Source organism: Variovorax sp. GW458-11-26-14-LB1, assembly GCF_059423965.1.
In genome coordinates, this window is sequence record NZ_JBWKYW010000030.1 from 1 (window position 1) to 25,404 (window position 25,404).

A 25,404-nucleotide genomic window follows, 5' to 3' on the forward strand; every position below is an offset into this window, starting at 1 on the left:
TGACGGGAGGCGGCGGGAAGGAGCGGTCAAGCCGGCCGATGTATACTCCCAAAGCTTTGCATGCCGCAAGGCGCACGGTGAGGGCAGTTCCAGTGCTCACCGCAAGTCAAACATCCCGGAACAAGGAAATTCAACATGATCGCAGCCTCCATCAAGGCCGAAGTTGTCAAGGACAACGCCCGTGCAGCCAACGACACCGGCAGCCCCGAAGTGCAAGTCGCACTGCTGACCGCCCGTATCAACGAGCTGACCCCCCACTTCAAGACGCACGCCAAGGACCACCACGGTCGTCGCGGCCTGCTGCGCATGGTCAGCCGCCGTCGCAAGCTGCTCGACTACCTCAAGTCCAAGGACGCCGAGCGTTACACCGCGCTGATCGCCAAGCTGGGTCTGCGCAAGTAATTCGAATCGCATGAAAAAACGCCTGGGTTAGTCCGCTAGCTCAGGCGTTTTTTACTTCGCGATCCACTTTCGGAGTGCCCAACAGAGCGAAGCTGTGTCATTCCAATGAAGTTCGTCCCGAGCTTCGCTGGAATGGCATCGTGTTCTGAGCAGCCTCCGCCCCTTGCGAATCCTGTGTGATTCGCTATCAAAATAGGAGCAAAAATGAGCCTCTTCAACAAAATCACCAAGTCCTTCCAATGGGGCGACAAGACTGTCGTCATGGAAACGGGTGAAATCGCCCGCCAGGCGACCGGCGCCGTGCTGGTCGACATCGACGGCACCGTGATTCTGGCGACCGTGGTCGCTTCCAAGACCGCCAAGCCCGGCCAGGACTTCTTCCCGCTGACCGTCGACTACATCGAGAAGACCTACGCCGCGGGCAAGATCCCCGGCAGCTTCTTCAAGCGCGAAGCCAAGCCCAGCGAACACGAAACCCTGACCAGCCGCCTGATCGACCGTCCGATCCGCCCGCTGTTCCCCGAAGGTTTCCTGAACGAAGTGCACGTGGTGATCCATACCGTGTCGCTGAACCCTGAAGTCGACGCCGACATCGCCGCCATGATCGGCGTGAGCGCCGCGCTGTCGATCTCCGGCATCCCGTTCAGCGGCCCGATCGGTGCCGCCCGCGTGGGCTACATCAACGGCCAGTACGTGCTGAATCCGGGCCCCACCGCCCGCAAGGATTCGCAGATGGACCTCGTCGTCGCCGGCACGCAAGCCGCCGTGCTGATGGTCGAATCCGAAGCCCAGCAACTCAGCGAAGAAATCATGCTGGGTGGCGTGGTGTTCGGCCACGAGCAAGCCAACATCGCGATCAACGCGATCCACGACCTCGTGCGTGACGCCGGCAAGCCGGAATGGCTCAAGGAAGGCACCTGGGTGCCGGAAGCCAAGGACGAGGACTTCATCGCCAAGATCAACGGCCTGGCCGAAGAAAAGCTGCGCGCTGTCTATCAAATCCGCAGCAAGCAAGCTCGCACGCAAGCCCTGCGCGAAGCCAATGCCAGCGTCTTCACGGCCCTGAAGGCTGAAGGCGCCGAGTTTGACGCCGGCAAGGTCAGCGACCTGCTGTTCGCGATCGAATCGCGCATCGTGCGCGGCCAGATCCTGCAAGGCGAGCCGCGCATCGACGGCCGCGACACGCGCACCGTGCGCCCCATCGAAATCCGCAACTCCGTGCTGCCCCGCACCCACGGCTCGGCGCTGTTCACGCGCGGCGAGACGCAGGGCCTGGTCGTCACCACGCTCGGCACCGAGCGCGACGCACAGCGCATCGACGCGCTGGCCGGCGAGTACGAAGACCGCTTCCTGTTCCACTACAACATGCCTCCCTTTGCCACCGGTGAAGTGGGCCGCATGGGCTCCACCAAGCGCCGCGAAGTGGGCCACGGCCGTCTGGCCAAGCGCGCGCTCGTCGCCGTGCTGCCGACCAAGGAAGAATTCCCGTACACCATCCGCGTGGTGTCGGAAATCACCGAGTCGAACGGCTCCTCGTCGATGGCTTCGGTCTGCGGCGGCTGCCTCTCGATGATGGACGCCGGCGTGCCCATGAAGGCACACGTGGCCGGTATCGCCATGGGCCTGATCAAGGAAGACAACCGCTTCGCGGTGCTGACCGACATCCTGGGCGACGAAGATCACCTGGGCGACATGGACTTCAAGGTGGCCGGCACGACCAACGGCATCACCGCGCTGCAGATGGACATCAAGATCCAGGGCATCACCAAGGAAATCATGCAGGTCGCACTGGCACAGGCCAAGGAAGCGCGCATGCACATCCTGGGCAAGATGCAAGAAGCGATGGGCGAGGCCAAGGCCGACGTGTCGCAGTTCGCACCGCGCCTGACCACGCTGAAGATCAACCCCGAGAAGATCCGCGACGTGATCGGCAAGGGCGGCGCGGTCATCCGTGGCCTGCAGGAAGAAACCGGCACGACGATCAACATCGACGAAGACGGCACCATCACCATCGCCTCGACCGATCCGGAAAAGGCCGAATTCGCCAAGCGCCGCATCGAGCAGATCACCGCTGAAGTCGAAATCGGCAAGGTCTACGAAGGCCCGATCACCAAGATCCTGGACTTCGGCGCGCTGGTCAACCTGCTGCCCGGTAAGGACGGCCTGCTGCACATCAGCCAGATCGCGCACGAGCGCGTCGAGAAGGTGACCGACTACCTGAGCGAAGGCCAGATCGTGAAGGTCAAGGTTCTCGAGACCGACGAAAAGGGCCGCGTCAAGCTGTCCATGAAGGCCCTGACCGAGCGTCCGGCCGGCATGGAATACAGCGAGCGCCCGCCGCGCGAAGACCGTGGTGATCGCGGCGACCGTGGCGACCGCCGCGAGCGTTCGGATCGTGGCGACCGCGGTGACCGCGGCGGCGATCGTGGCGAGCGCGCACCGCGCTTCAACGACCAGCAGCAACAGCCCCGCGGCGAGCAGCAACAGCAGCCCGCCGGCGAGTCGCAGCAGCAAGCGCCGCGCGAACCGCAGGAGTAAGCAGTGAGGCGCGACAGCCCAGTGCCGTCGCCTCTCGTGGACAGCCACTGATGCCCGCCCCTGTGCGGGCATCCGAGTCTCGGAGACCCCATGAAAGCCATTGAGATCACTTCGTACGGCGCCCCCGAGGTGCTGCGCGTCGCTGCGCGTCCCGACCCGGTGGCGGGCGGGGGTGAGCTGCTGATCCGCGTGGCGGCCAGCGGCGTGAATCGCCCGGATGTGCTGCAGCGGATGGGGCACTACCCCGTGCCGCCCGGCGCCTCCGACCTGCCGGGCCTCGAAGTGGCTGGCGAGATCGTGTCGGGCGACGCCAAGGCGCTGGCCGACGCGGGCTTCAAGGTCGGCGACCGCGTGTGCGCGCTGGTGGCTGGTGGCGGCTATGCCGAGCTGTGCGTGGCGCCCGTGGCGCAATGCCTGCCGGTCCCCCAGGGCTGGAGCGACATCGAGGCGGCTTCGCTGCCCGAGACCTTCTTCACCGTCTGGAGCAATGTGTTCGAGCGCGGCCGCCTGCAAAAGGGCGAGACCCTGCTGATCCAGGGCGGCTCGAGTGGTATCGGCGTCACGGCGATCCAGATCGCCAAGGCGCTCGGCGCGACCGTGATCGTCACGGCCGGCAGCGACGACAAGTGCGAAGCCTGCCTGAAACTCGGCGCGGACCACGCGATCAACTACCGCACGAGCGATTTCGTCGAGGTGGCGAAGCAGCTCACGGGCGGCAAGGGCGTGGATGTGGTGCTCGACATGGTGGCCGGCGACTACGTGGCGCGCGAGGTCGAGTGCCTGGCCGAAGACGGTCGGCTCGTGATCATTGCGGTGCAGGGCGGTGTGAAGAGCGAGATCAATGCGGGCCTCGTGCTGCGTCGGCGGCTCACGATCACCGGCTCGACGCTGCGTCCGCGGCCGGTGGCGTTCAAGGGCGCCATTGCCAAGGCACTGCGCGAGAAGGTCTGGCCGCTGCTCGAAAGCGGCGCGGTCAAGCCCGTGATCCACAGCACCTATGCGGCAGCAGGTGAACCCAGCGGTGCGGCCCAGGCTCACACGCTGATGGAATCGAACCAGCACATCGGCAAGATTGTGCTGACTTGGTGAGACGAACAACGCGATGACAACCTTCAAGAAACTGATTGCCGGCAACTGGAAGATGAATGGCGGCCTGGCCGCCAACGAGGCGCTGGTGAAGGCCCTGCAGCAAGGGCTGGCCGACAGCCCCGCGGCTTGCGGCGTTGCACTGTGCGCGCCTGCGCCGTACTTCGCCCAGCTGCAATCGCTGCTGGCGGACACGCCGTCGCTGGCCCTCGGTGCGCAGGACATCTCGGCGCACCCGCAAGGTGCGTTCACCGGCGAGCAGTCGGCGGCGATGCTGAAGGATTTCGGTGTGCGCTATGCCATCGTGGGCCATTCGGAGCGTCGCCAGTACCACGGCGAAACCGACGATGCCGTGGCGGCCAAGACGGCGGCGGCGTTGGCGAACGGCATCACGCCGATCGTCTGTGTCGGCGAGACGCTGGCAGAGCGCGAAGCAGGGCAGACCGAAGAGGTCGTCAAGCGCCAGCTGGCTGCGGTGATCCATGTGAACGGCCATTGCATCAGCGAGATCGTCGTGGCCTACGAGCCGGTCTGGGCCATCGGCACGGGCAAGACGGCTTCGCCGGAGCAGGCGCAGGCGGTGCATGCCGTGCTGCGTGCGCAACTGCACCATGCCGCGAGCGAACACGCCGCGGGCATCAAGATTCTGTACGGCGGCAGCATGAACGCGGCGAATGCCGCCGAACTGCTGGCGCAGGCCGACATCGACGGCGGCCTCATCGGCGGCGCCTCGCTCAAGGCGCCCGACTTTCTGCAGATCATTTCTGCCGCTGCACGCTGATTGCGGCAACGGCAGCCATCACTTAGGAGTAAGAACGAATGAACGTGGTCCTCAATCTTCTGGTCGGCGTGCAAATGCTGGCGGCGCTGGCAATGATCGGCCTGATCCTGATCCAGCACGGCAAGGGCGCCGACATGGGCGCGGCCTTCGGCAGCGGCAGTGCGGGCAGCCTGTTCGGTGCCAGCGGCAGTGCCAACTTCCTCTCGCGCACCACGGCTGTGCTGGCCGCGGTGTTCTTCGCCTGCACGCTGCTGCTGGCCTACTTCAGCCACGCACGTCCTGCGGGCGGTGGCAGCCTGCTGGAGCGCGCAGCCGTGGGTGCGCCTGCTGCACCGGCCGCGCCTGCGACCGGCGCTGCGGGCGAAATCCCCGCTGCAGCAGCGCCTGCCAAGGCCGCTTCGGCGCCTGCTGCACCCGTTTCGGGCTCCGGTCAGATTCCGGCCAAGTAATCAGGTTGTTTTCATGCAGCCGTTCGTGAGAAACGGCTTCATTTCAGGGTAAACTCTAAATCTGTTCAGAAAGCCAAATGCCTCAACGGCACCTCATGCCATCTGGACAGTTAAAAACCGCGGTCGTGGTGAAATTGGTAGACACGCTATCTTGAGGGGGTAGTGGCGAAAGCTGTGCGAGTTCGAGTCTCGCCGACCGCACCAAATCTCACCGGCAGAAGATCTCTTTCCAGAGGCTCTTCTGTCGGTGGCAAGCGGTGAAAATTTCTCGATGAACCTCGATTCCTACCTTCCCGTCCTTTTGTTCATTTTGGTCGGGGTCGGCGTAGGCGTCGCCCCGCAAGTCATCGGATACATCCTCGGGCCCAATCGGCCCGATGCTGCGAAGAACGCGCCCTACGAGTGCGGCTTCGAAGCCTTCGAGGATGCGCGCATGAAATTCGACGTGCGCTATTACCTCGTCGCGATTCTCTTCATCCTCTTCGATCTCGAGATTGCCTTTCTCTTTCCGTGGGCCATTGCGCTCAAGGAAATCGGCGCTGTTGGCTTCTGGGCCATGATGATCTTTCTCGCCATCCTCGTCGTGGGCTTCGTCTACGAGTGGAAAAAAGGCGCGCTCGACTGGGAATGACAAGGAAGCTACACGATGGCCATTGAAGGCGTTCTCAAAGAAGGCTTCGTCACCACGACCTACGACTCGGTCGTGAACTGGGCGAAGACCGGATCTCTCTGGCCGATGACGTTCGGCCTCGCATGCTGCGCGGTCGAAATGATGCACGCGGGCGCTGCCCGCTACGACATCGATCGTTTCGGCATGCTGTTCCGCCCCAGCCCGCGCCAGTCCGATCTGATGATCGTGGCCGGCACGCTGTGCAACAAGATGGCGCCGGCGCTGCGCAAGGTCTACGACCAGATGCCCGAGCCGCGTTGGGTGCTCTCGATGGGCTCCTGCGCGAACGGCGGTGGTTACTACCACTACAGCTATTCCGTGGTGCGTGGCTGCGACCGCATCGTGCCGGTCGACGTCTATGTGCCGGGTTGCCCGCCCACCGCTGAAGCGCTGCTGTACGGCGTGATCCAGCTGCAGCAGAAGATTCGCCGCACCAACACCATTGCCCGCGCCTGAGAGATTGCCGACGATGACTGACTTTGCAATTTCGCCGGAGGTGCTGCGCGCCACCATCGCCGAGACGCTCGGTGCCAAGGCCAAGAGCGTGACGGTTGCGCTCGAAGAAGTGACCGTCGTGGTCAGCGCCGCTGACTACATCGACGCGGCGTTGCTGCTGCGCGATGCGCCCGGCTGCCGTTTCGAACAGCTGATCGACCTGTGCGGCATGGACTATTCCGACTACCGCGAAGGCGAGTGGCAGGGCGAACGCTACGGCGTCGTCTCGCACCTGCTCTCCGTGAGCCTCAACCAGCGCGTGCGCCTGAAGGTGTTCGCGATCAGCGAAGACCTGCCCGTGATCGACTCGCTCCAGCCCGTCTGGAGCGCTGCCACGTGGTTCGAGCGCGAAGCCTTCGACCTGTACGGCATCGTGTTCGACGGCCACGACGACCTGCGCCGCATCCTGACCGACTACGGCTTCATCGGCCACCCGTTCCGCAAGGACTTCCCGGTGTCGGGTCACGTCGAAATGCGCTACGACGAAGAGCAGAAGCGCGTGGTCTACCAGCCGGTCTCGATCGAGCCGCGCGAAATCACGCCGCGCGTGATCCGCGAAGACAACTACGGCGGCGGTTTGCACTGACAGATATGGCCGAAATCAAGAACTACACACTCAACTTCGGTCCCCAGCACCCCGCAGCACACGGCGTGCTGCGCCTGGTGCTCGAGCTGGATGGCGAAGTGATCCAGCGTGCCGACCCCCACATCGGCCTGCTGCACCGCGCGACCGAGAAGCTCGCCGAATCGCGCACCTTCATCCAGTCGCTGCCTTACATGGACCGCCTCGACTACGTGTCGATGATGTCCAACGAGCACGCCTACTGCCTCGCCATCGAGCGGATGATGGGCCTGGACGTGCCGATCCGCGCGCAGTACATCCGCGTGATGTTCGCCGAGATCACCCGCCTGCTGAACCACCTGCTGTGGCTCGGCGCGCACGGTCTGGACTGCGGCGCGATGAACATGCTCATCTACTGCTTCCGCGAGCGTGAAGACCTGTTCGACATGTACGAGGCCGTGTCCGGCGCGCGCATGCATGCGGCGTACTTCCGTCCGGGTGGCGTTTACCGCGACCTGCCGGATTCGATGCCGCAGTACAAGGTCAGCAAGATCAAGAATGCGAAGGCCATCGAGAAGCTCAACGAGAACCGTCAGGGCTCGCTGCTCGACTTCATCGACGACTTCTGCAAGCGCTTCCCGAAGATGGTCGACGAGTACGAGACGCTGCTCACCGACAACCGCATCTGGAAGCAGCGCACCGTGGGCATCGGCGTGGTCACGCCGGAGCGCGCGCTGAACCTGGGCTTCACCGGCCCGATGCTGCGTGGCTCGGGCGTCGAATGGGACCTGCGCAAGAAGCAGCCCTACGACGTCTACGACCAGATGCAGTTCGACGTGCCCGTGGGCAAGACCGGCGACTGCTACGACCGTTACCTGGTTCGCGTGGAAGAAATGCGCCAGGCCAACAAGATCATCCAGCAGTGCTCGGCCTGGCTGCGCGCCAACCCCGGCCCGGTGATCACCAGCAACCACAAGGTCGCAGCGCCCGCGCGCGAGTCGATGAAGGCGAACATGGAGGAGTTGATCCACCATTTCAAGCTCTTCACCGAAGGCTTCCACGTGCCCGAAGGCGAAGCGTATGCCGCCGTCGAGCATCCCAAGGGCGAGTTCGGCATCTACCTCGTGAGCGACGGCGCCAACAAGCCGTACCGCCTGAAGATCCGCGCCCCGGGCTTCCCGCACCTCGCTGCCCTCGACGAAATGTCGCGCGGCCACATGATCGCCGACGCTGTCGCGGTGATCGGCACGATGGACATCGTGTTCGGCGAAATCGACAGGTGAGAAAGAGCGAATGACGACTTCCTCAACCCATCACCATGACGCGGCGCCCTCGGCGCCGTTGAAGGCTGCCATCCTCGAGCGCTTTGCGCGCGAGGTCGCGAAGTACCCCGAAGCCGGCAAGCAGTCGGCCGTGATGGCCTGCTTGGCCATCGTCCAGCAGGACGAAGGCTTCGTGAGCGTGCAGCGCGAGCGCGAGATCGCCGCCTACCTCGGCATGGCGCCCATCGCCGTGCACGAAGTGACGACCTTCTACAACATGTACAACCAGCATCCGGTGGGCAAGTTCAAGCTCAACGTGTGCACCAACCTGCCGTGCCAGCTGCGCGACGGCGTCACCGCGCTCGTGCACCTCGAGAAGAAGCTGGGCATCAAGATGGGCGAGACCACGGCCGACGGCCTGTTCACGCTGCAACAGAGCGAATGCCTGGGCGCCTGCGCTGATTCGCCCGTGATGCTGGTCAACGACCGCACCATGTGCAGCTTCATGAGCAACGACAAGCTCGACCAGCTCATCGACGGTTTGCGCAGTGCCAAGCCAGGGGAGGCTTCGTGATGACGCCTGAACAGGTTCTCTCGCAATTCCAGGCCACCGGTGTCCAGACCTGCTTCCATGACCGCCACATCGGCGCTCAGATCTATGCAGGCCTGGACGGCACCAACTGGCACCTGGCCGACTACGAAGCGCGCGGCGGCTACCAGGCGCTGCGCAAGATCCTCACCGAGGGCCTCACGCCCGACCAGGTGATCGCCGAAGTGAAGGCCTCGGGTCTGCGCGGCCGTGGCGGCGCGGGTTTCCCGACCGGCCTGAAGTGGAGCTTCATGCCCCGCCAGTTCCCGGGCCAGAAGTACCTCGTCTGCAATTCGGACGAAGGCGAGCCCGGCACGTGCAAGGACCGCGACATCCTGCAGTTCAACCCGCACATCGTGATCGAAGGCATGGCCATCGCCGCGTATGCGATGGGCATCAGCGTGGGCTACAACTACATCCACGGCGAGATCTTCCAGAGCTACGACCGCTTCGAGGCCGCCCTCGAAGAGGCGCGCGCCGCCGGCTATCTCGGCGACAAGATCATGGGCAGCACGTACAACTTCCAGTTGCACGCGGCCCACGGCTTCGGCGCCTACATCTGCGGCGAAGAAACCGCGCTGCTCGAATCGCTCGAAGGCAAGAAGGGCCAGCCGCGCTTCAAGCCGCCGTTCCCGGCGAGCTTCGGCCTGTACGGCAAGCCGACCACCATCAACAACACCGAGACCTTCGCGGCGGTGCCCTGGATCATCCGCAACGGCGGCCAGGCCTACCTCGAGTGCGGCAAGCCGAACAACGGCGGCACCAAGATCTACTCGGTGAGCGGCGACGTCGAGCTGCCCGGCAACTACGAGGTGCCGATGGGCACGCCGTTCTCCAAGCTGCTCGAGCTGGCCGGCGGCGTGCGCAAGGGCCGCACGCTCAAGGCCGTGATTCCCGGCGGCTCGTCGTCGCCGGTGCTGCCGGCCGACATCATGATGGCCTGCACCATGGACTACGACTCCATCGCCAAGGCCGGCTCCATGCTGGGTTCGGGCGCCGTGATCGTCATGGATGACACGCGATCGATGGTCGAGTCGCTCAAGCGCCTCTCGTACTTCTACATGCACGAGTCCTGCGGCCAGTGCACCCCCTGCCGCGAAGGCACGGGCTGGCTCTACCGCGTGGTGGACCGCATCCACAACGGCCAGGGCAAGCCCAGCGACATGCAGCTGCTGGACTCCGTGGCCGGCGACATCATGGGCCGCACCATCTGTGCGCTCGGCGATGCGGCAGCCATGCCCGTGCGCGCCATGATCAAGCACTTCCGCCATGAGTTCGAGGCCCTGATCCCGGGTCACGTCCCGACGGCGCCCGTCAAGGCCTGAGTGCGAGAAGAAACACAGACATGATCGAAATCGAACTCGACGGCAAGAAGGTCGAAGTGACCGAAGGCAGCATGGTGATGCATGCGGCCGAAAAGGCGGGCACCTACATCCCGCACTTCTGCTATCACAAGAAACTCAGCATCGCGGCCAACTGCCGCATGTGCCTGGTCGACGTGGAAAAGGCGCCCAAGCCGATGCCGGCCTGCGCCACGCCCGTCACGCAGGGCATGATCGTTCGCACCAAGAGCGACAAGGCCATCAAGGCCCAGCAGTCCGTCATGGAGTTCCTGCTGATCAACCACCCGCTGGATTGCCCCATCTGCGACCAAGGCGGCGAATGCCAGCTGCAGGACCTGGCCGTGGGCTACGGCGGCTCTTCTTCGCGTTACGAAGAAGAAAAGCGCGTCGTGTTCCACAAGGACGTCGGCCCGCTGATCAGCATGGAAGAAATGAGCCGCTGCATCCACTGCACGCGCTGCGTCCGTTTCGGCCAGGAAGTGGCCGGCGTGATGGAGCTGGGCATGTCGCACCGCGGCGAGCACTCCGAAATCGAAACCTTCCTCGGCGACTCGGTCGACTCCGAGCTGTCGGGCAACATGATCGACATCTGCCCGGTCGGCGCGCTCACGAGCAAGCCCTTCCGCTACAGCGCCCGCACCTGGGAACTGTCGCGCCGCAAGTCGGTGAGCCCGCACGATTCCACCGGTGCCAACCTGATCGTCCAGGTCAAGAACAACCGCGTCATGCGCGTGGTGCCGCTCGAGAACGAAGACGTCAACGAATGCTGGATCGCCGACCGCGACCGCTTCTCGTACGAAGCGCTCAACGGCACGGAACGCCTGACGCAGCCCATGCTGAAGCAGGGCGGCCAATGGCAGCAGGTCGACTGGCAGACGGCGCTCGAGTACGTCGCCAACGGCCTCAAGCAGATCAAGACCGACCACGGTGCGCAAAGCATCGGCACGCTGGTCAGCCCGCACAGCACGCTCGAAGAGCTGCAGCTTGCCGCCATGCTCACGCGTGAACTGGGCAGCGACAACATCGACTACCGCCTGCGCAACGCCGAGTTCACGGCCTTCGAAGGCGTGCGCTGGCTCGGCACCTCGATCGCCTCGCTCACGCAAGTGCAGCGCGCGCTGGTCGTCGGTTCGAACCTGCGCAAGGAGCACCCGCTGTTCGCACAGCGCATCCGCCAGGCCGTGCGCAAGGGCGCCGCGCTGTCGGTGATCACCTCGTCCAGCCTCATGGCCGACCGCGGTGCCTGGGCCATCGACGTGGCGCAAGCGTCGATCGTCGAGGCCGACCAGTGGGTCGAGGCGCTGGCCGCCGTGGCTGCTGCCATCGGCCAGACCAACGGTGCCGCCGCGCCGCTGGCACCGAAGAACGCACCCGACGCTGCCGCGCAAGCCATCGCAGCCTCGCTGCTGAGCGGCGAGCGCAAGGCGATCCTGCTCGGCAATGCCGCCGCGCACCACGCGCAAGCCAGCAGCCTGCTGGCCCTCGCGAACTGGATCGGCGCACAGACCGGCGCCACCGTCGGCTACCTGACCGAAGCGGGCAACACCGTGGGCGCACAGCTCGTCGGCGCCTTCCCGCAGAACGGCGGCCTCGATGCCGGCCGCATGCTCGCCGCCGGCTCCGGCCTCAAGGCCGTGCTGCTGCTGAACACCGAACCGGTGTTCGACTCGGCCGCCGGTGCTGCCGCCGCCGATGTCATCGGCAATGCGCAGATGGTGGTCACGCTGAGCCCCTTCAAGGCCAACCTCGAGTTCAGCGACGTGCTGCTGCCCATCGCCCCGTTCACCGAAACGCCCGGCACCTTCGTCAATGCCGAAGGCCGCCTGCAGGGTTTCCATGCCGTCGTGAAGCCGCAAGGCGAAACGCGTCCGGCCTGGAAGGTGCTGCGCGTGCTGGCGAACCTGCTCGGCCTGCCGGGCTTCGCCTTCGAATCGACCGCCGAGGTGCTGGCCACCGTCGGTGACAAGGGCACCGTGCCGGCGAACGCGCTGAGCAACGCCACCTCCGCCAAGGCCGTCGCGGCCAGCGGCGCCGTGGCCGCACCCGTGGTCGCGAGCATCTACCAGCTCGACTCGATCGTGCGCCGCGCACCGTCGCTGCAGCTGACCGCCGACGCGCGCCACAGCGCACAGGCCGCACCCGCTCGTGCCGAGGAGGCCCTGGCATGATCGACGCAATTCATGGCTTCGGCCAGGGGCTGGTCGCCGCAGGCTGGTGGACGTCCGTCGTCTGGCCCGTGGTCTGGACGCTGATCAAGATCATCGTCGTCGTGATCCCGCTGATGTTGGCTGTGGCGTACCTCACGCTGTGGGAGCGCAAGGCCATCGGCTTCACGCAGATCCGCGTGGGCCCGAACCGCATCGGGCCGCTGGGCCTGCTGCAGCCGATCGCCGACGCGCTCAAGCTGATGACCAAGGAAATCATCCTTCCGACGGTCGCCAACAAGGGCCTGTTCCTGCTCGGTCCCATCATGACCATCATGCCGGCGCTGGCCGCATGGGCCGTGATTCCCTTCGGCCCCGACGTGGCGTTGGCCAACATCAACGCCGGCCTGCTGTTCGTGATGGCCATCACCTCGCTCGAGGTGTACGGCGTGATCATCGCCGGCTGGGCCTCGAACTCGAAGTACGCCTTCCTGGGTGCGCTGCGCGCCTCGGCGCAGATGGTGAGCTACGAAATCGCGATGGGCTTCTGCTTCGTCGTGGTGCTGATGGTCACGGGCAGCCTGAACATGTCCGACATCGTGACGGTGCAGGGCAAGGGCATGTTCCAAGACATGGGCATTGGCTTCCTGTCGTGGAACTGGCTGCCGCTGCTGCCGATCTTCGTCGTGTACTTCATCTCGGGTCTCGCCGAAACCAACCGCCACCCGTTCGACGTGGTGGAAGGCGAATCGGAAATCGTGGCCGGCCACATGATCGAGTACTCGGGCATGAGCTTCGCGATGTTCTTCCTGGCCGAGTACGCCAACATGTGGCTCGTCTCGATCCTGACCGTGGTGCTGTTCCTCGGCGGATGGCTGCCGCCGTTCGAGTTCCTGAGCTTCATCCCGGGCTGGATCTGGCTGGGCCTGAAGACCTTCTGCGTGGTCACCATGTTCCTGTGGGTGCGCTCGACGTTCCCGCGCTTCCGCTACGACCAGATCATGCGTCTGGGCTGGAAGATCTTCATTCCCGTCACCCTGGTGTGGCTGGTCGTGGTCGGTGGCTGGATGCAGACGCCGTTCAACATCTGGAAATAAGCAGGAAGCGACGACATCATGACTGCTTCACACACCGCCGGAGGGCTCGGACGCACCTCCAAGCTGGCCTCCGCACCGTTCTCGCTCAAGGACTTCCTGGGCAGCTTCATGCTGTTCGAACTGTTCAAGGGCCTGGCCATCACGGGCAAGTACGCCTTCGCGCGCAAGATCACCGTCCAGTTCCCCGAAGAGAAGACGCCGCTGTCGCCGCGTTTTCGCGGCCTGCACGCGCTGCGTCGCTACGAGAACGGCGAAGAGCGCTGCATCGCCTGCAAGCTGTGCGAGGCCGTGTGCCCCGCGCTGGCGATCACCATCGAATCCGACGTGCGTGACGACGGCTCGCGCCGCACCACGCGCTACGACATCGACCTGACCAAGTGCATCTTCTGCGGCTTCTGCGAAGAGAGCTGCCCGGTCGACTCGATCGTCGAGACGCACATCTTCGAATACCACGGCGAAAAGCGCGGCGACCTGTACTTCACCAAGGACATGCTGCTGGCCGTGGGCGACCGCTACGAAAAAGAAATCGCGGCGAACAAGGCGGCCGACGCCAAGTACCGCTGAGCCGGCTCCGCTCGAAACCCGTACCAATCGAATTCCAATGGACGTCAAGACCGGTCTGTTCTATCTGTTTGCCGCGGTGCTGCTGTTTGCAGCCTTCCGCGTCATCACCTCCCGCAATCCCGTGTACGCCGCGCTGTACCTGGTGCTGGCATTCTTCCAGGCCTCGGCCATCTGGCTGCTGCTGCGCGCCGAGTTCCTGGCGATCTCGCTCGTGCTGGTGTACGTCGGCGCCGTGATGGTGCTGTTCCTGTTCGTCGTGATGATGCTGGACATCGACGTCGACGGCCTGCGAGAGGGCTTCTGGAAGCACTTCCCGCTGGCGGCCGGTATCGGCGCGCTCATCGCGCTCGAAATGGCCGCTGTGCTCATGGGCGGCTTCCGCCTGGGCGAAGGCCCGCGCGCCATGGCGACGACGTCGCCCAACAGCTCGAACACGCTCGAGCTGGGCAAGCTGCTGTACTCCGAATACCTCTATCCGCTGGAAATCGCCGCGGTCATCCTGCTGGTGGCCATCATTGCCGCCATTGCACTGACGCTGCGCACCCGCAAGGACAGCAAGTACGTCAACCCGTCGGACCAGGTGCGCGTGAAGGCGCGCGACCGCGTGCGCATCGTGCAGATGCCCGTCACGCGTGCGGCCGAGCCGGTGGTTGAGGCCCCGGCAGCGGATGCCGCTGCAAAGGAAAACAAGGCATGACGCTCACGCTCGGACACTTTCTCTCGCTCGGCGCGATGCTCTTCGCGCTGTCGGTGATCGGCATCTTCCTGAACCGCAAGAACCTGATCGTGCTGCTGATGGCCATCGAACTGATGCTGCTGGCGGTCAACATGAACTTCGTGGCCTTCTCGCACTACCTGGGCGACATGCACGGCCAGATCTTCGTGTTCTTCATCCTGACGGTGGCGGCGGCCGAATCGGCCATCGGCCTGGCGCTGCTGGTCCTGTTGTTCCGCAACAAGTCCAACATCAACGTCGACGAACTCAACTCGCTCAAGGGTTGACAGCAGTATGAGCGCAACCCTTTCCGCATCCACCTTGCTGGCCGTGCCGCTGGCACCCCTGGTCGGCGCCGCACTTGCCGGCCTGTTCGGCACGAAGTTCGGCGGCAACCACATCGGCCGCAAGGTCACGCATTCGCTGACCATCCTGGGCGTGTTCGTCGCCTTCGTGATCTCGGCGATGACGCTGAAGTCGGTCATCGTCGACGGCGCCCGCTTCAACCAGACCATCTACGAATGGATGATGGTCGGCGGCCTGAAGATGGAAGTCGGCTTCCTGGTCGACGGCCTCACGGCCATGATGATGTGCGTCGTGACCTTCGTGTCGCTGATGGTTCACATCTACACCATCGGCTACATGGAAGAAGACGACGGCTACAACCGTTTCTTCTCGTACATCTCGCTGTTCACCTTCTCGATGCTGATGCTCGTCATGAGCAACAACATGCTCCAGCTGTTCTTCGGCTGGGAGGCGGTGGGCCTGGTGTCGTACCTGCTGATCGGCTTCTGGTTCAACAAGCCCACGGCCATCTTCGCGAACATGAAGGCCTTCCTGGTCAACCGCGTGGGTGACTTCGGCTTCATCCTGGGCATCGGCCTGATCGCCGCCTACGCCGGCACGCTGAACTACGGCGAAGCCTTCGCCAAGGCCCACACGCTGGCTGGCATCACCTTCCCGGGCACCGAGTGGATGCTCATCACGGTGATCTGCATCTGCCTGTTCATCGGCGCGATGGGCAAGAGCGCCCAGTTCCCGCTGCACGTGTGGCTGCCCGACTCGATGGAAGGCCCGACCCCCATCTCGGCGCTGATCCACGCGGCGACCATGGTGACGGCCGGCATCTTCATGGTGGCGCGCATGTCGCCGCTGTTCGAGCTGAGCGACACGGCCCTGAGCTTCATCCTCGTGATCGGTGCCATCACCGCGCTGTTCATGGGCTTCCTGGGCATCATCCAGAACGACATCAAGCGCGTGGTCGCGTACTCGACGCTCTCGCAGCTGGGCTACATGACGGTGGCGCTCGGTGCCTCGGCCTACTCGGTCGCGGTGTTCCACCTGATGACGCACGCGTTCTTTAAGGCGCTGCTGTTCCTCGGCGCGGGCTCGGTGATCATCGGCATGCACCACAACCAGGACATCCGCTGGATGGGCGGCGTGCGCAAGTACATGCCCATCACCTGGATCACCTCGCTGCTGGGTTCGCTCGCGCTGATCGGCACGCCGCTGTTCTCGGGCTTCTACTCGAAGGACAGCATCATCGAGGCCGTGCACGAAAGCCACCTGTGGGGCGCGCAGTTCGCCTACTACGCGGTGCTGGCCGGCGTGTTCGTGACGGCGTTCTACTCGTTCCGCATGTACTTCCTGGTCTTCCACGGCAAGGAACGCTACGACCAGAACCCGGACGCACACCACGACGACCATGCGCACGACGCGCACGGACATGACGATCACGGCCATGGCCACGACGCCCACAAGCCGCACGAATCGCCGATGGTGGTCTGGCTGCCGCTGGTGCTGCTGGCGATCCCCTCGGTGGTGATCGGCTTCATGACCATCGACCCGATGCTGTTCGGCAGCTTCTTCAAGGACGCGATCTTCGTTGACGGTGCCAAGCACCACGCGATGGGCGAGCTGAAGGAAGCCTTCCACGGCCCGGTCGCCATGGCGATCCACGGCCTGCAGACCGCACCGTTCTGGCTGGCGCTGGCCGGCGTGGCGCTGTCGTACTACATGTACATGATGAACCCGGCACTGCCGGCCGCCATCAAGCGCGCCTTCAGCCCGATCTACAACCTGCTCGAGAACAAGTACTACCTCGACTGGATCAACGAGAACATCCTCGCCCGCGGTGCGCGCCTGCTCGGCACGGGCCTGTGGAAGGGCGGCGACCAGGCGCTGATCGACGGCGCGCTCGTCAACGGTTCCTGGAAGGTGGTGGGTCGCGTGGCCGGCGTCGTGCGCTGGCTGCAGTCGGGCTTCATCTACCACTACGCCTTCGCGATGCTGCTGGGCATCTTCATCCTGATGACGTACTTCGTCTGGTTCAAACGTTGAGCCCGAACGCTGGAGAAAAAGAAAAATGGGTTTGTTGAGCCTTGCCATCTGGGTGCCGATCGCATTCGGCGCCGTGCTGCTGGCGTTTGGCCGCGACGAGCACGCCAAGGGCGTGCGCTGGGTCGCGCTCGTCGGTGCCATCGTGAGCTTCCTGGTCACGGTGCCGCTGTTCACGCGCTTCCAGAACGGAACCGCCGCGATGCAGTTCGTCGAGAAGACGAGCTGGATCTCGCGCTTCAACGTCAACTACCACCTGGGCATCGACGGCATGTCGCTGTGGCTGGTGCTGCTGACCTCGTTCATCACGGTCGTGGTCGTGATCTCGGCCTGGGAAGTGATCACCGAGCGCGTGAACCAGTACATGGGCGCGTTCCTGATCCTGTCGGGCTTCATGATCGGCGTGTTCTCTGCGCTCGACGGCATCCTGTTCTACGTGTTCTTCGAAGCCACGCTGATCCCGATGTACCTGATCATCGGCATCTGGGGCGGCCCGAACAAGATCTACGCGGCGTTCAAGTTCTTCCTGTACACGCTGCTCGGCTCGCTGCTGATGCTGGTCGCGCTGATCTTCCTGTACAACAAGTCGGGCGGCAGCTTCGACATCCTGAGCTGGCACAAGCTGCCGCTGGGTTCGACCGCGCAGACCTTCCTGTTCTTTGCCTTCTTCGCGGCCTTCGCCGTCAAGGTGCCGATGTGGCCGGTCCACACCTGGCTGCCCGACGTGCACGTCGAGGCCCCCACGGGCGGTTCGGCCGTGCTGGCCGCGATCATGCTGAAGCTGGGTGCCTACGGTTTCCTGCGCTTCTCGATGCCCATCGCGCCTGACGCTTCGCACGAGTGGGCCTGGCTCATGATCGCGCTGTCGCTCATCGCCGTGATCTACGTGGGCCTGGTTGCGCTGGTGCAGCAGGACATGAAGAAGCTGGTGGCGTACTCGTCGGTCGCCCACATGGGCTTCGTGACGCTGGGCTTCTTCATCTTCAACGAGCTCGGCGTGTCCGGCGGCATCGTGCAGATGATTGCCCACGGCTTCGTGTCGGGCGCCATGTTCCTGGGCATCGGCGTGCTGTACGACCGCGTGCACTCGCGCCAGATCGCCGACTACGGCGGCGTGGTCAACACCATGCCCAAGTTCGCCGCGTTCGCGCTGCTGTTCGCCATGGCCAACTGTGGCCTGCCGGGCACGGCCGGTTTCGTGGGCGAGTGGATGGTGATCCTGGGCGCCGTCAAGGCCAACTTCTGGGTCGGCCTGGGCGCCGCCACCGCACTGATCTTCGGTGCCGCCTACACCCTGTGGATGTACAAGCGCGTGTACCTGGGCCCGGTCGGCAACGACCACGTCAAGGAACTGAAGGACATCAACGCCCGCGAATTCCTGATGCTCTCGCTGCTGGCCATCGCCGTGCTGTGGATGGGCCTGTATCCGAAGCCTTTCACCGACGCGATGGATGCCTCCGTCGTCGAGCTTCTGCGCCACGTGGCGATTTCGAAGCTGCCCGTCTGATGCCACGCTGAAGAAGAGAACGAGATGATTGACAAACTCAGCTGGGTGACGATCTACCCCGAAATCGTGTTGCTGGTCATGGCCTGCATCATTGCGCTGGTCGACCTGTCGGACACGAGCCCGCGCCGTACCCGCACCTACATCCTGACGCTGCTTACGCTGGCGGCGGTGGCCGTGCTCACGGGCCTGGCCGCTGTCGGCGGCAAGACTTCCTACGGCTTCGGCGGCATGGTGGTGAGCGACACGATGGGCAACTGGCTCAAGTGCTTCGCCTCGCTGGCCCTGATGGTGACGCTGGTCTACGGCCGTCCCTACGCGGCCGACCGCGAGATGCTGCGTGGCGGCGAGATGTTTACGATCAGCATGCTGGCGTTGCTGGGCATGTTCGTGATGATCGGCGGCAGCAACTTCCTGCTGATCTACCTCGGCCTGGAACTGCTCACGCTGTCGAGCTACGCGCTCGTGGCGCTGCGCCGCGACAACGCGGTGGCCAGCGAAGCCGCCATGAAGTACTTCGTGCTCGGCGCCATGGCCAGCGGCTTCCTGCTGTACGGCCTGTCGATGATGTACGGCGCCACCGGCTCGCTCGACCTGAACGAAGTGTTCAAGGCGATCTCGACCGGCAAGGTGAACCACCAGGTGCTGGTGTTCGGCCTGGTCTTCATCGTGGCCGGCCTGGCGTTCAAGGTCGGTGCCGCACCGTTCCACATGTGGGTGCCCGACGTCTACCAGGGCGCGCCGACGGCGATCACGCTGCTGATCGGTGCCGCGCCAGAGCTGGCTGCCTTCGGCATCATCATCCGCCTCCTGGTCGACGGCCTGCAGCCGCTGGCCATCGACTGGCAGCAGATGCTGGCCGTGCTGGCGGTGGCGTCGCTGGTGATCGGCAACCTGGCCGCCATCGCGCAGAGCAACCTCAAGCGCATGCTGGCCTACTCGACCATCGCGCAGATGGGCTTCATGCTGCTGGGCCTGGTGGCGGGTTCCGACCTGCAGGGCACGCAGAACGCGCAGGCCGCCTACAGCGCCGCGATGTTCTACGTCGTGACCTACGTGCTGACCACGCTGGCGAGCTTCGGCATCATCCTGCTGCTGGCGCGCGAAGGCTTCGAAAGCGAAGAGATCACCGACCTGGCCGGCCTGAACCAGCGCAGCCCGCTGTACGCCGGCGTGATGGCCATCGCGATGTTCTCGCTGGCCGGCCTGCCGCCGCTGGTCGGCTTCTACGCCAAGCTGGCCGTGCTTCAGGCGCTGATCGCCTCGGGCGCCGCCATCTACATCGGCCTGGCGGTGTTCGCCGTGATCACCTCGCTGATCGGTGCGTTCTACTACCTGCGCGTGGTCAAGGTCATGTACTTCGACGCGCCCGTCACGGCGACCACCGTGTCGGCCTCGTTCGACGTGCGCACCGTGCTCACGATCAACGGCGCGCTGATCCTGATTCTTGGCGTGCTGCCCGGCGGTCTGATGACGCTGTGCTACGACGCCATCGCGGCCACGCTGGCCCACTGACGCGGCCCGCACACGGTGTCGCAAACCGCGTCGGTCTGGGTGGTGCTGCTGGTGGCCCTGGTGGCCGCCAACCTGCCGTTCCTGAATGAGCGCCTGTTCGGGGCGGTGCCGCTGTCGACCGCGCACAAGTCGCTCGCCATCCGCTTCGGCGAACTGGTGGTGCTGTACTTCATTGCCGGCGGCATCGGCCTGCTGTTCGAACGCAGGGCAGGGCAGATCGCCGCGCAGGGCTGGGAGTTCTACGCGGTGACGGCCTCGCTGTTCGTCGTGCTGGCCTTCCCCGGGTTCACCTGGCGCTACCTGATGAAGCACAGGCACTGACATGACTTCTCCCATTGCCGATTCGCACCTGAAGGAAGAGCTCATCAGCAGCGAAGAGCTCTTCAAGGGCAAGTTCCTGCACGCCAAGCGCGACACCATCCGCCTGCCCGACGGCCACAGCGCCACGCGCGAGTACGTGGTGCATCCCGGCGCGGTGGTGGTGATTCCGCTGCTCGACGACGGCCGCGTGGTGCTGGAGCGCCAGTTCCGCTATCCGGTGGACCGGGTGATCGTGGAGTTTCCCGCGGGCAAGCTCGACGCCGGCGAAGATCCGTTGCTGTGCGGCCAGCGCGAACTGCTCGAGGAAACCGGCTACACCGCGCGCGAATGGGCGCATGCGGGGGCCACGCACCTGGCGGTGGCGTACTCGACCGAAGTCATTTACATCTATTTCGCACGCGGCCTCTCGCTGGGCGAGCGCCAGCTGGACCACGGCGAGTTTCTCGACGTGTTCACCGCCACGCCGCAGGAGCTCATCGGCTGGTGCCGCGACGGCACCGTGACCGACGCGAAGACGCTCACCTGCGCCCTGTGGCTGCAGAACGTCCTGTCGGGCGCATGGGCACTGGATTGGCAGGCCGCAGCCTCGCAAGGCGGCGCGGGATAATCCGCGCATGAAGGTCCTCGATCTCCGCTGCACGCACGGCCACGGCTTCGAGGGCTGGTTTGCGTCCAATGAAGCGTTTGACAGCCAACTCGCCAGCGGCCTCGTCGAGTGCCCGGTCTGCGGCGACACCGCCATCGTCAAGCTGCTGAGCGCACCCCGCCTGAACCTGAGCAACGCCAAGGCGCCGAAGGAAGAAGGGCGCGACGCGGCCCAAGCGCCGTCGGCGCCTGCATCGCCTTCCACGCAAGTATCCGCAAGCGCGACTTCACCTGAAGCCCGTTGGATGCGCGCCGTGCGCGAGGTGCTGGCCAAGACCGAAGACGTCGGCGACCGCTTTGCCGACGAGGCGCGCAAGATGCACTACGGCGAAACCGCCGAGCGCGGCATCCGCGGCCAGGCCACGCCGGAGCAGACCGAGGCGCTGCTCGACGAAGGCATTCCGGTGATGGCGCTGCCGATTCCGGCGGCGCTGAAAGAAACCCTGCAGTAACCGGCCGGCTCGACGAGCCCGTCCGGCCCGGCCCGCTCAGGCCGTGAACTGCAGCGCGGCCAGCCGCGCGTACACGCCGCCTTGCGCCACCAGCGCCGCGTGCGTTCCCTGTTCGACGATGCCGCCGTGGTCCAGCACGATGATGCGGTCCGCCTTCTGCACGGTCGCCAGGCGGTGGGCGATCACGAGCGTGGTGCGGTTTTCCATCGCCGATTCGAGCGCGGCCTGCACCATGCGTTCGCTCTCGGCGTCGAGCGCGCTGGTGGCTTCGTCCAGCAGCAGCAGCGGCGGGTTCTTCAGGATGGCCCGCGCGATCGCGATGCGCTGGCGCTGGCCGCCCGACAGCCGCACGCCGCGTTCGCCCAGGAAGGTGTCGTAGCCCTCGGGCAGGGCCTGCAGGAAGTCGTGCGCGAAGGCGGCGCGCGCCGCGGCGTGCACCTCGTCGGCGCTGGCGTCGGGCCGGCCGTAGCGGATGTTCTCGAAGGCGCTGGCCGAGAAGATCACCGCGTCCTGCGGCACGAGGCCGATGCGGGTGCGCAGGTCGTGCAGCGCAAGCGCGTCCAGCGACGCACCGTCGAGCACGATGCGGCCCGACTGCGGGTCGTAGTAGCGCAGCAGCAGCTGGAACACCGTGCTCTTGCCCGCGCCGCTCGATCCCACCAGCGCCACGGTCTCGCCTGGCGCGATGTCCAGGCTGAAGTCGCGCAGCGCCGGCGTGCCCGGCCGCGAAGGGTAGTGGAAGGTGATCGCGTCGAAGCGGATCGCGCTGCCCGCGGCGGGAACGGGCGCGACCGCCGGCCGTGCGGGCGAGGCGATGGCCGTCGGCGCGTGCAGCAGTTCCATCAGGCGCTCGGTGGCGCCGGCCGCGCGCAGCAGGTCGCCGTACACCTCGCCGAGCACGGCCGTGGCGCTCGCCAGGATCGCCACGTAGACCACGGTCTGGCCCAGGTGGCCGGCCGTGATGTCGCCGCGCAGCACGGCCTGCGTGCCTTCGTACAGGCCCCAGAGCAGGGCGGCCGAGGTGGCGATGATGATGAAGGCCACCAGCACCGAGCGCGCGCGCGTGCGGCGCACGGCGGTATGAAAGGCGTTCTCGGTAGAGCCCTTGAAGCGGTCGGCCTCGCGGCCTTCGGCCGTGTAGCTCTGCACCACGGGAATCGCGTTCAGCACCTCGGCCGCGATGGCGCTCGAGTCGGCCACGCGGTCCTGGCTGGCGCGCGACAGCTTGCGCACGCGGCGGCCGAACCACATGCTCGGCAGCACCACCAGCACCAGGATGCCCAGCACCTGCACCATCACATAGGGGTTGGTCCAGACCAGCACCGCCAGTGCGCCCACGCCCATGACGGCGTTGCGCAGGCCCATGCTCAGCGACGAGCCGACCACCGTCTGCACGAGCGTGGTGTCGGCCGTGAGGCGCGACAGCACCTCGCCGGTCTGCGTGGTCTCGAAGAAGGCCGGGCTCTGTTGCAGCACATGGCCGTAGACGGCGTTGCGCAGGTCGGCCGTGACGCGCTCGCCGAGCCAGCTCACCGTATAGAAGCGCGCGGCCGAAAACAGGCCCAGCGCCACGGCCACCGCGAAGAGGGCGCCGAAGTGCTCGCGCAGCGCCATGGTCTGGGCGCCCTTGTCGGCGCTGACCAGGCCGCCGTCAATCAGGCTGCGCAGGGCGATAGGAAAAGCCAGCGTCGTGACCGCCGCCATCACCAGGAAGACGCCCGCCAGCACGATTTGCACGCGGTAGGGGCGAAGGAAGGGGCGCAACCCCGACAGCGAGCGGGGCGAGCCCTTGGCTGCGGAGGACGACGGAGGGGAAGAAGCCATGGGCGCGAATTCTACCGAGCCCTTGCCCCCACAAAGGTCGCCTTGACAGTAATTGCCATGACAACTAATATTTCGGGCATGAGCGATGCCCCCATTTCCCCGGTCCCTCCGACGCCCGACGAGGCCGTGCGCCCGCCGGCCGACTTCTATCGCGCCGAGGACTACCGCGCCGAAGAGAGCATCGGCTACCTGATGCGCCGCATCGTCACGTCCGTCGGCCAGACCGTCGGCACGCGCATGTGCGAGCCCGGCAGCCCCACCTACCCGCAGTGGGTGCCGCTGTACAAGCTGCACGTCGGCGCCGCCACCACCGTGGCCGAGCTGGCCCGCGCCTGCGAACTCGACACCGGCGCCATGACGCGCCTGCTCGACCGCCTCGAGGCCAAGGGCCTGTGCCGCCGCGTGCGCTCGCTCGAAGACCGCCGCGTGGTCAACATCGAACTCACCGACGAAGGCCGTGCGGCCGCGAAGGAAGTGCCCTATGTGCTGAGCCGGGTGCAGAACGAGTACCTGGCCGGCTTCAGCCTCGAAGAATGGGAGCAGCTCAAGGATTACTTGCGCCGCATCCTCGACAACGCACAGGGCCTCGCGGCCCGTGGAGAGAAGAATGACTGAGTCTTTCGCCGTGCGGGCGCTGCGCCGCACGCCCGTCGTGGCCGCCGCGCTGGCGGTGGTCGCGCTCGCCGGTTGCGCCGACATGGCCGGCATCGGCTCGCACGCCACGCTGCGCGATGCGTCCACGCTCGGCATCGCGGCCGACCCTGCGCGCGCTACCGTGCCCAGCCTGGACAGCCAGTGGTGGCAGGCCTTCGGCGACAGCCAGCTCAATGCGCTGGTCGACCAGGCCGTGGCCGGCAACCCGAACCTGCAGGTCGCGCGTGCACGCCTCGTGCGCGCCCAGGCCTCGGCGGACATCGCCGGCGCGGCGCTGCTGCCCAAGGTCGGCGCCGACCTGAACCTGAACCGCCAGAAGTTCAACAGCAACTACATCTACCCGGCGCCGCTGGGCGGCTCGACGCAGAACATCGGCCTGCTGCAGCTGGGCGCGAGCTGGGAGCTCGACTTCTTCGGCAAGAACCGCAGCGCGCTCGACACCGCCCTCGGCGCGGCCAACGCCGCCGCAGCCGACGCCGATGCCGCGCGCGTGCTGCTCGCGAGCAACGTGGCGCGCAGCTACTTCCAGTGGGCGCGCCTGAACGAACAGGTCGAGGTGGCCAAGCGCACGCTGGCCCAGCGCGACGAGACCTTCAAGCTGGTGCGCGACCGCGTCTCGGCCGGCCTCGATACCCGCCTCGAACTGCGCCAGAGCGAAGGCGGCCTGCCCGAGGCACGCCAGCAGATCGAAGCGCTCAACGAGCAGATCGCGCTGCAGCAGCACGCGCTCGATGCGCTCGTGGGCCAACCCAACGTGTCGGCCTCGCTGAAGCCACCGGTGCTCGCCGGCGTGAAGCCGATGGCGCTGCAGGCGAACATCCCGGCCGACCTGCTGGGCCGCCGCGCCGACATCGCTGCCGCGCGCTGGCGCGTCGAAGCGGCCACCAGCGACGTGGCCAACGCCAAGACCCAGTTCTATCCCAACGTGAACCTCACGGCCTTTGCCGGCTTCCAGAGCCTGGGCTTCGGCAAGCTGCTCAAGTCGGGCAGCGAGCAGTGGGGCGTGGGCCCGGCCATCCACCTGCCGATCTTCGAAGGCGGGCGCCTGCGCGCCAACCTGCGCGGCAAGTCGGCCGACCTCGACGTGGCCATCGAAAGCTACAACGCCACCGTGCTCGATGCCGTGCGCGACGCGGCCGACCAGGTGTCGAGCGCGCAGTCGATCGTGCGCCAGCAGACCGAACAGCGCGCCGCGCAGACGGCCGCCGAAGGCGCCTATGACATTGCCGTGCAGCGCTACCGCGCCGGTCTGGGCAACTACCTCAACGTGCTGACCGCCGAAACCGCCGTGCTGGCCCAGCGCCGCCTCGCGGTCGACCTGGCGGCCCGCGCGCTCGACACGCAGGTGGGCCTGGCGCGCGCCCTGGGCGGCGGCTGGCAGCCGCCGGCCACCGCCACGGCGGCGGCCCCGACGGCCGCCACCCAGAACTGATTTGCTGATCCGCCTTCTTCGGA

Annotated in this window: 25 protein-coding genes and 1 tRNA gene; 25 read left to right on the forward strand and 1 reads right to left on the reverse strand. The window is 65.7% G+C overall.

Translation table 11 applies throughout. The features are described 5' to 3' along the window. Window positions 1–135 precede the first annotated feature (135 nt). The 23 genes from rpsO to AC07YS_RS19580 all read left to right on the forward strand — a co-directional run bounded on the left by rpsO (window position 136) and on the right by AC07YS_RS19580 (window position 21,471). Complete coding sequence (gene rpsO, locus AC07YS_RS19470) at window positions 136–402, forward strand: 30S ribosomal protein S15 (RefSeq protein WP_056579564.1); 267 nt, start codon at window positions 136–138, stop codon at window positions 400–402. Between the two features lie 204 nt (window positions 403–606). Then, window positions 607–2,940, forward strand: coding sequence for a polyribonucleotide nucleotidyltransferase (gene pnp / locus AC07YS_RS19475; RefSeq protein ID WP_495268936.1), 2,334 nt, complete (start codon window positions 607–609; stop codon window positions 2,938–2,940). A gap of 90 nt (window positions 2,941–3,030) precedes the next feature. Further along, entirely contained in the window at window positions 3,031–4,029 is a 999-nt protein-coding gene (locus AC07YS_RS19480; protein WP_495268937.1) for an NAD(P)H-quinone oxidoreductase, read from the forward strand. A 13-nt stretch (window positions 4,030–4,042) separates the two neighbouring features. Further along, window positions 4,043–4,807, forward strand: coding sequence for a triose-phosphate isomerase (gene tpiA, locus AC07YS_RS19485; protein WP_495268938.1), 765 nt, complete (start codon window positions 4,043–4,045; stop codon window positions 4,805–4,807). A 38-nt stretch (window positions 4,808–4,845) separates the two neighbouring features. Beyond that, the gene (gene secG / locus AC07YS_RS19490; RefSeq protein ID WP_159271069.1) at window positions 4,846–5,256 is read left to right on the forward strand and encodes a preprotein translocase subunit SecG; all 411 of its coding nucleotides are present in this window, start codon (window positions 4,846–4,848) and stop codon (window positions 5,254–5,256) included. Window positions 5,257–5,375: 119 nt separating this feature from the next. Beyond that, window positions 5,376–5,460, forward strand: a tRNA-Leu gene (locus tag AC07YS_RS19495). 67 nt (window positions 5,461–5,527) lie between these two features. Further along, window positions 5,528–5,887, forward strand: coding sequence for an NADH-quinone oxidoreductase subunit A (locus AC07YS_RS19500; RefSeq protein ID WP_055805154.1), 360 nt, complete (start codon window positions 5,528–5,530; stop codon window positions 5,885–5,887). Between the two features lie 15 nt (window positions 5,888–5,902). Then, complete coding sequence (locus AC07YS_RS19505) at window positions 5,903–6,382, forward strand: NuoB/complex I 20 kDa subunit family protein (protein ID WP_007837763.1); 480 nt, start codon at window positions 5,903–5,905, stop codon at window positions 6,380–6,382. A 13-nt stretch (window positions 6,383–6,395) separates the two neighbouring features. After that, entirely contained in the window at window positions 6,396–7,007 is a 612-nt protein-coding gene (locus AC07YS_RS19510; protein WP_495268939.1) for an NADH-quinone oxidoreductase subunit C, read from the forward strand. Between the two features lie 5 nt (window positions 7,008–7,012). Beyond that, window positions 7,013–8,266 carry an NADH-quinone oxidoreductase subunit D gene (locus AC07YS_RS19515; RefSeq protein ID WP_070063113.1) on the forward strand — a complete coding sequence of 418 codons (1,254 nt, stop codon included), beginning with the start codon at window positions 7,013–7,015 and terminating at the stop codon, window positions 8,264–8,266. A 10-nt stretch (window positions 8,267–8,276) separates the two neighbouring features. Next, complete coding sequence (locus tag AC07YS_RS19520) at window positions 8,277–8,819, forward strand: NADH-quinone oxidoreductase subunit NuoE family protein (RefSeq protein ID WP_062475406.1); 543 nt, start codon at window positions 8,277–8,279, stop codon at window positions 8,817–8,819. Further along, window positions 8,819–10,159, forward strand: coding sequence for an NADH-quinone oxidoreductase subunit NuoF (nuoF, locus tag AC07YS_RS19525; protein WP_070063112.1), 1,341 nt, complete (start codon window positions 8,819–8,821; stop codon window positions 10,157–10,159). Before AC07YS_RS19520 ends, nuoF begins: the two co-directional genes overlap by 1 nt. A gap of 20 nt (window positions 10,160–10,179) precedes the next feature. Further along, the gene (gene nuoG / locus AC07YS_RS19530; protein ID WP_495268940.1) at window positions 10,180–12,345 is read left to right on the forward strand and encodes an NADH-quinone oxidoreductase subunit NuoG; all 2,166 of its coding nucleotides are present in this window, start codon (window positions 10,180–10,182) and stop codon (window positions 12,343–12,345) included. Next, window positions 12,342–13,418, forward strand: coding sequence for an NADH-quinone oxidoreductase subunit NuoH (nuoH, locus tag AC07YS_RS19535; RefSeq protein WP_095949076.1), 1,077 nt, complete (start codon window positions 12,342–12,344; stop codon window positions 13,416–13,418). Before nuoG ends, nuoH begins: the two co-directional genes overlap by 4 nt. 18 nt (window positions 13,419–13,436) lie before the next feature. Beyond that, window positions 13,437–13,982 (forward strand): NADH-quinone oxidoreductase subunit NuoI, encoded by a 546-nt coding sequence (nuoI, locus tag AC07YS_RS19540; RefSeq protein ID WP_062475395.1) that lies wholly within the window; start codon window positions 13,437–13,439, stop codon window positions 13,980–13,982. A 37-nt stretch (window positions 13,983–14,019) separates the two neighbouring features. Next, window positions 14,020–14,679, forward strand: coding sequence for an NADH-quinone oxidoreductase subunit J (locus tag AC07YS_RS19545; RefSeq protein WP_062475392.1), 660 nt, complete (start codon window positions 14,020–14,022; stop codon window positions 14,677–14,679). Further along, window positions 14,676–14,984, forward strand: a complete 309-nt coding sequence (gene nuoK / locus AC07YS_RS19550) for an NADH-quinone oxidoreductase subunit NuoK (protein ID WP_007837741.1) — start codon at window positions 14,676–14,678, stop codon at window positions 14,982–14,984. The genes AC07YS_RS19545 and nuoK overlap by 4 nt, the downstream gene beginning before the upstream one ends. Window positions 14,985–14,991: 7 nt before the next feature. Next, window positions 14,992–17,037 carry an NADH-quinone oxidoreductase subunit L gene (gene nuoL / locus AC07YS_RS19555; protein WP_062475389.1) on the forward strand — a complete coding sequence of 682 codons (2,046 nt, stop codon included), beginning with the start codon at window positions 14,992–14,994 and terminating at the stop codon, window positions 17,035–17,037. Window positions 17,038–17,062: 25 nt separating this feature from the next. Then, window positions 17,063–18,541, forward strand: coding sequence for an NADH-quinone oxidoreductase subunit M (locus AC07YS_RS19560; RefSeq protein ID WP_062475386.1), 1,479 nt, complete (start codon window positions 17,063–17,065; stop codon window positions 18,539–18,541). A gap of 24 nt (window positions 18,542–18,565) precedes the next feature. Continuing rightward, complete coding sequence (gene nuoN / locus AC07YS_RS19565; protein ID WP_062475383.1) at window positions 18,566–20,053, forward strand: NADH-quinone oxidoreductase subunit NuoN; 1,488 nt, start codon at window positions 18,566–18,568, stop codon at window positions 20,051–20,053. Between the two features lie 15 nt (window positions 20,054–20,068). Continuing rightward, window positions 20,069–20,374: a DUF2818 family protein gene (locus AC07YS_RS19570; protein WP_062475381.1), complete on the forward strand. Its 306-nt coding sequence runs from the start codon at window positions 20,069–20,071 to the stop codon at window positions 20,372–20,374. Between the two features lies 1 nt (window position 20,375). Next, a complete protein-coding gene (locus AC07YS_RS19575; protein WP_495268941.1) occupies window positions 20,376–20,981 on the forward strand; it encodes an NUDIX domain-containing protein in 606 nt (201 codons plus the stop codon). Window positions 20,982–20,988: 7 nt separating this feature from the next. Further along, window positions 20,989–21,471 carry a DUF1178 family protein gene (locus AC07YS_RS19580; protein WP_495268942.1) on the forward strand — a complete coding sequence of 161 codons (483 nt, stop codon included), beginning with the start codon at window positions 20,989–20,991 and terminating at the stop codon, window positions 21,469–21,471. A 36-nt stretch (window positions 21,472–21,507) separates the two neighbouring features. On the opposite strand, the gene AC07YS_RS19585 is transcribed toward AC07YS_RS19580, so the two are convergent. Further along, a complete protein-coding gene (locus tag AC07YS_RS19585; protein ID WP_095949072.1) occupies window positions 21,508–23,295 on the reverse strand; it encodes an ABC transporter transmembrane domain-containing protein in 1,788 nt (595 codons plus the stop codon). Between the two features lie 78 nt (window positions 23,296–23,373). Between AC07YS_RS19585 and AC07YS_RS19590 the strand changes: the two genes are divergently transcribed. Both AC07YS_RS19590 and AC07YS_RS19595 read left to right on the forward strand, forming a co-directional pair. After that, window positions 23,374–23,910 carry a MarR family winged helix-turn-helix transcriptional regulator gene (locus tag AC07YS_RS19590; RefSeq protein WP_159271080.1) on the forward strand — a complete coding sequence of 179 codons (537 nt, stop codon included), beginning with the start codon at window positions 23,374–23,376 and terminating at the stop codon, window positions 23,908–23,910. Further along, complete coding sequence (locus AC07YS_RS19595; RefSeq protein WP_495268943.1) at window positions 23,903–25,381, forward strand: efflux transporter outer membrane subunit; 1,479 nt, start codon at window positions 23,903–23,905, stop codon at window positions 25,379–25,381. Before AC07YS_RS19590 ends, AC07YS_RS19595 begins: the two co-directional genes overlap by 8 nt. Window positions 25,382–25,404 lie beyond the last annotated feature (23 nt).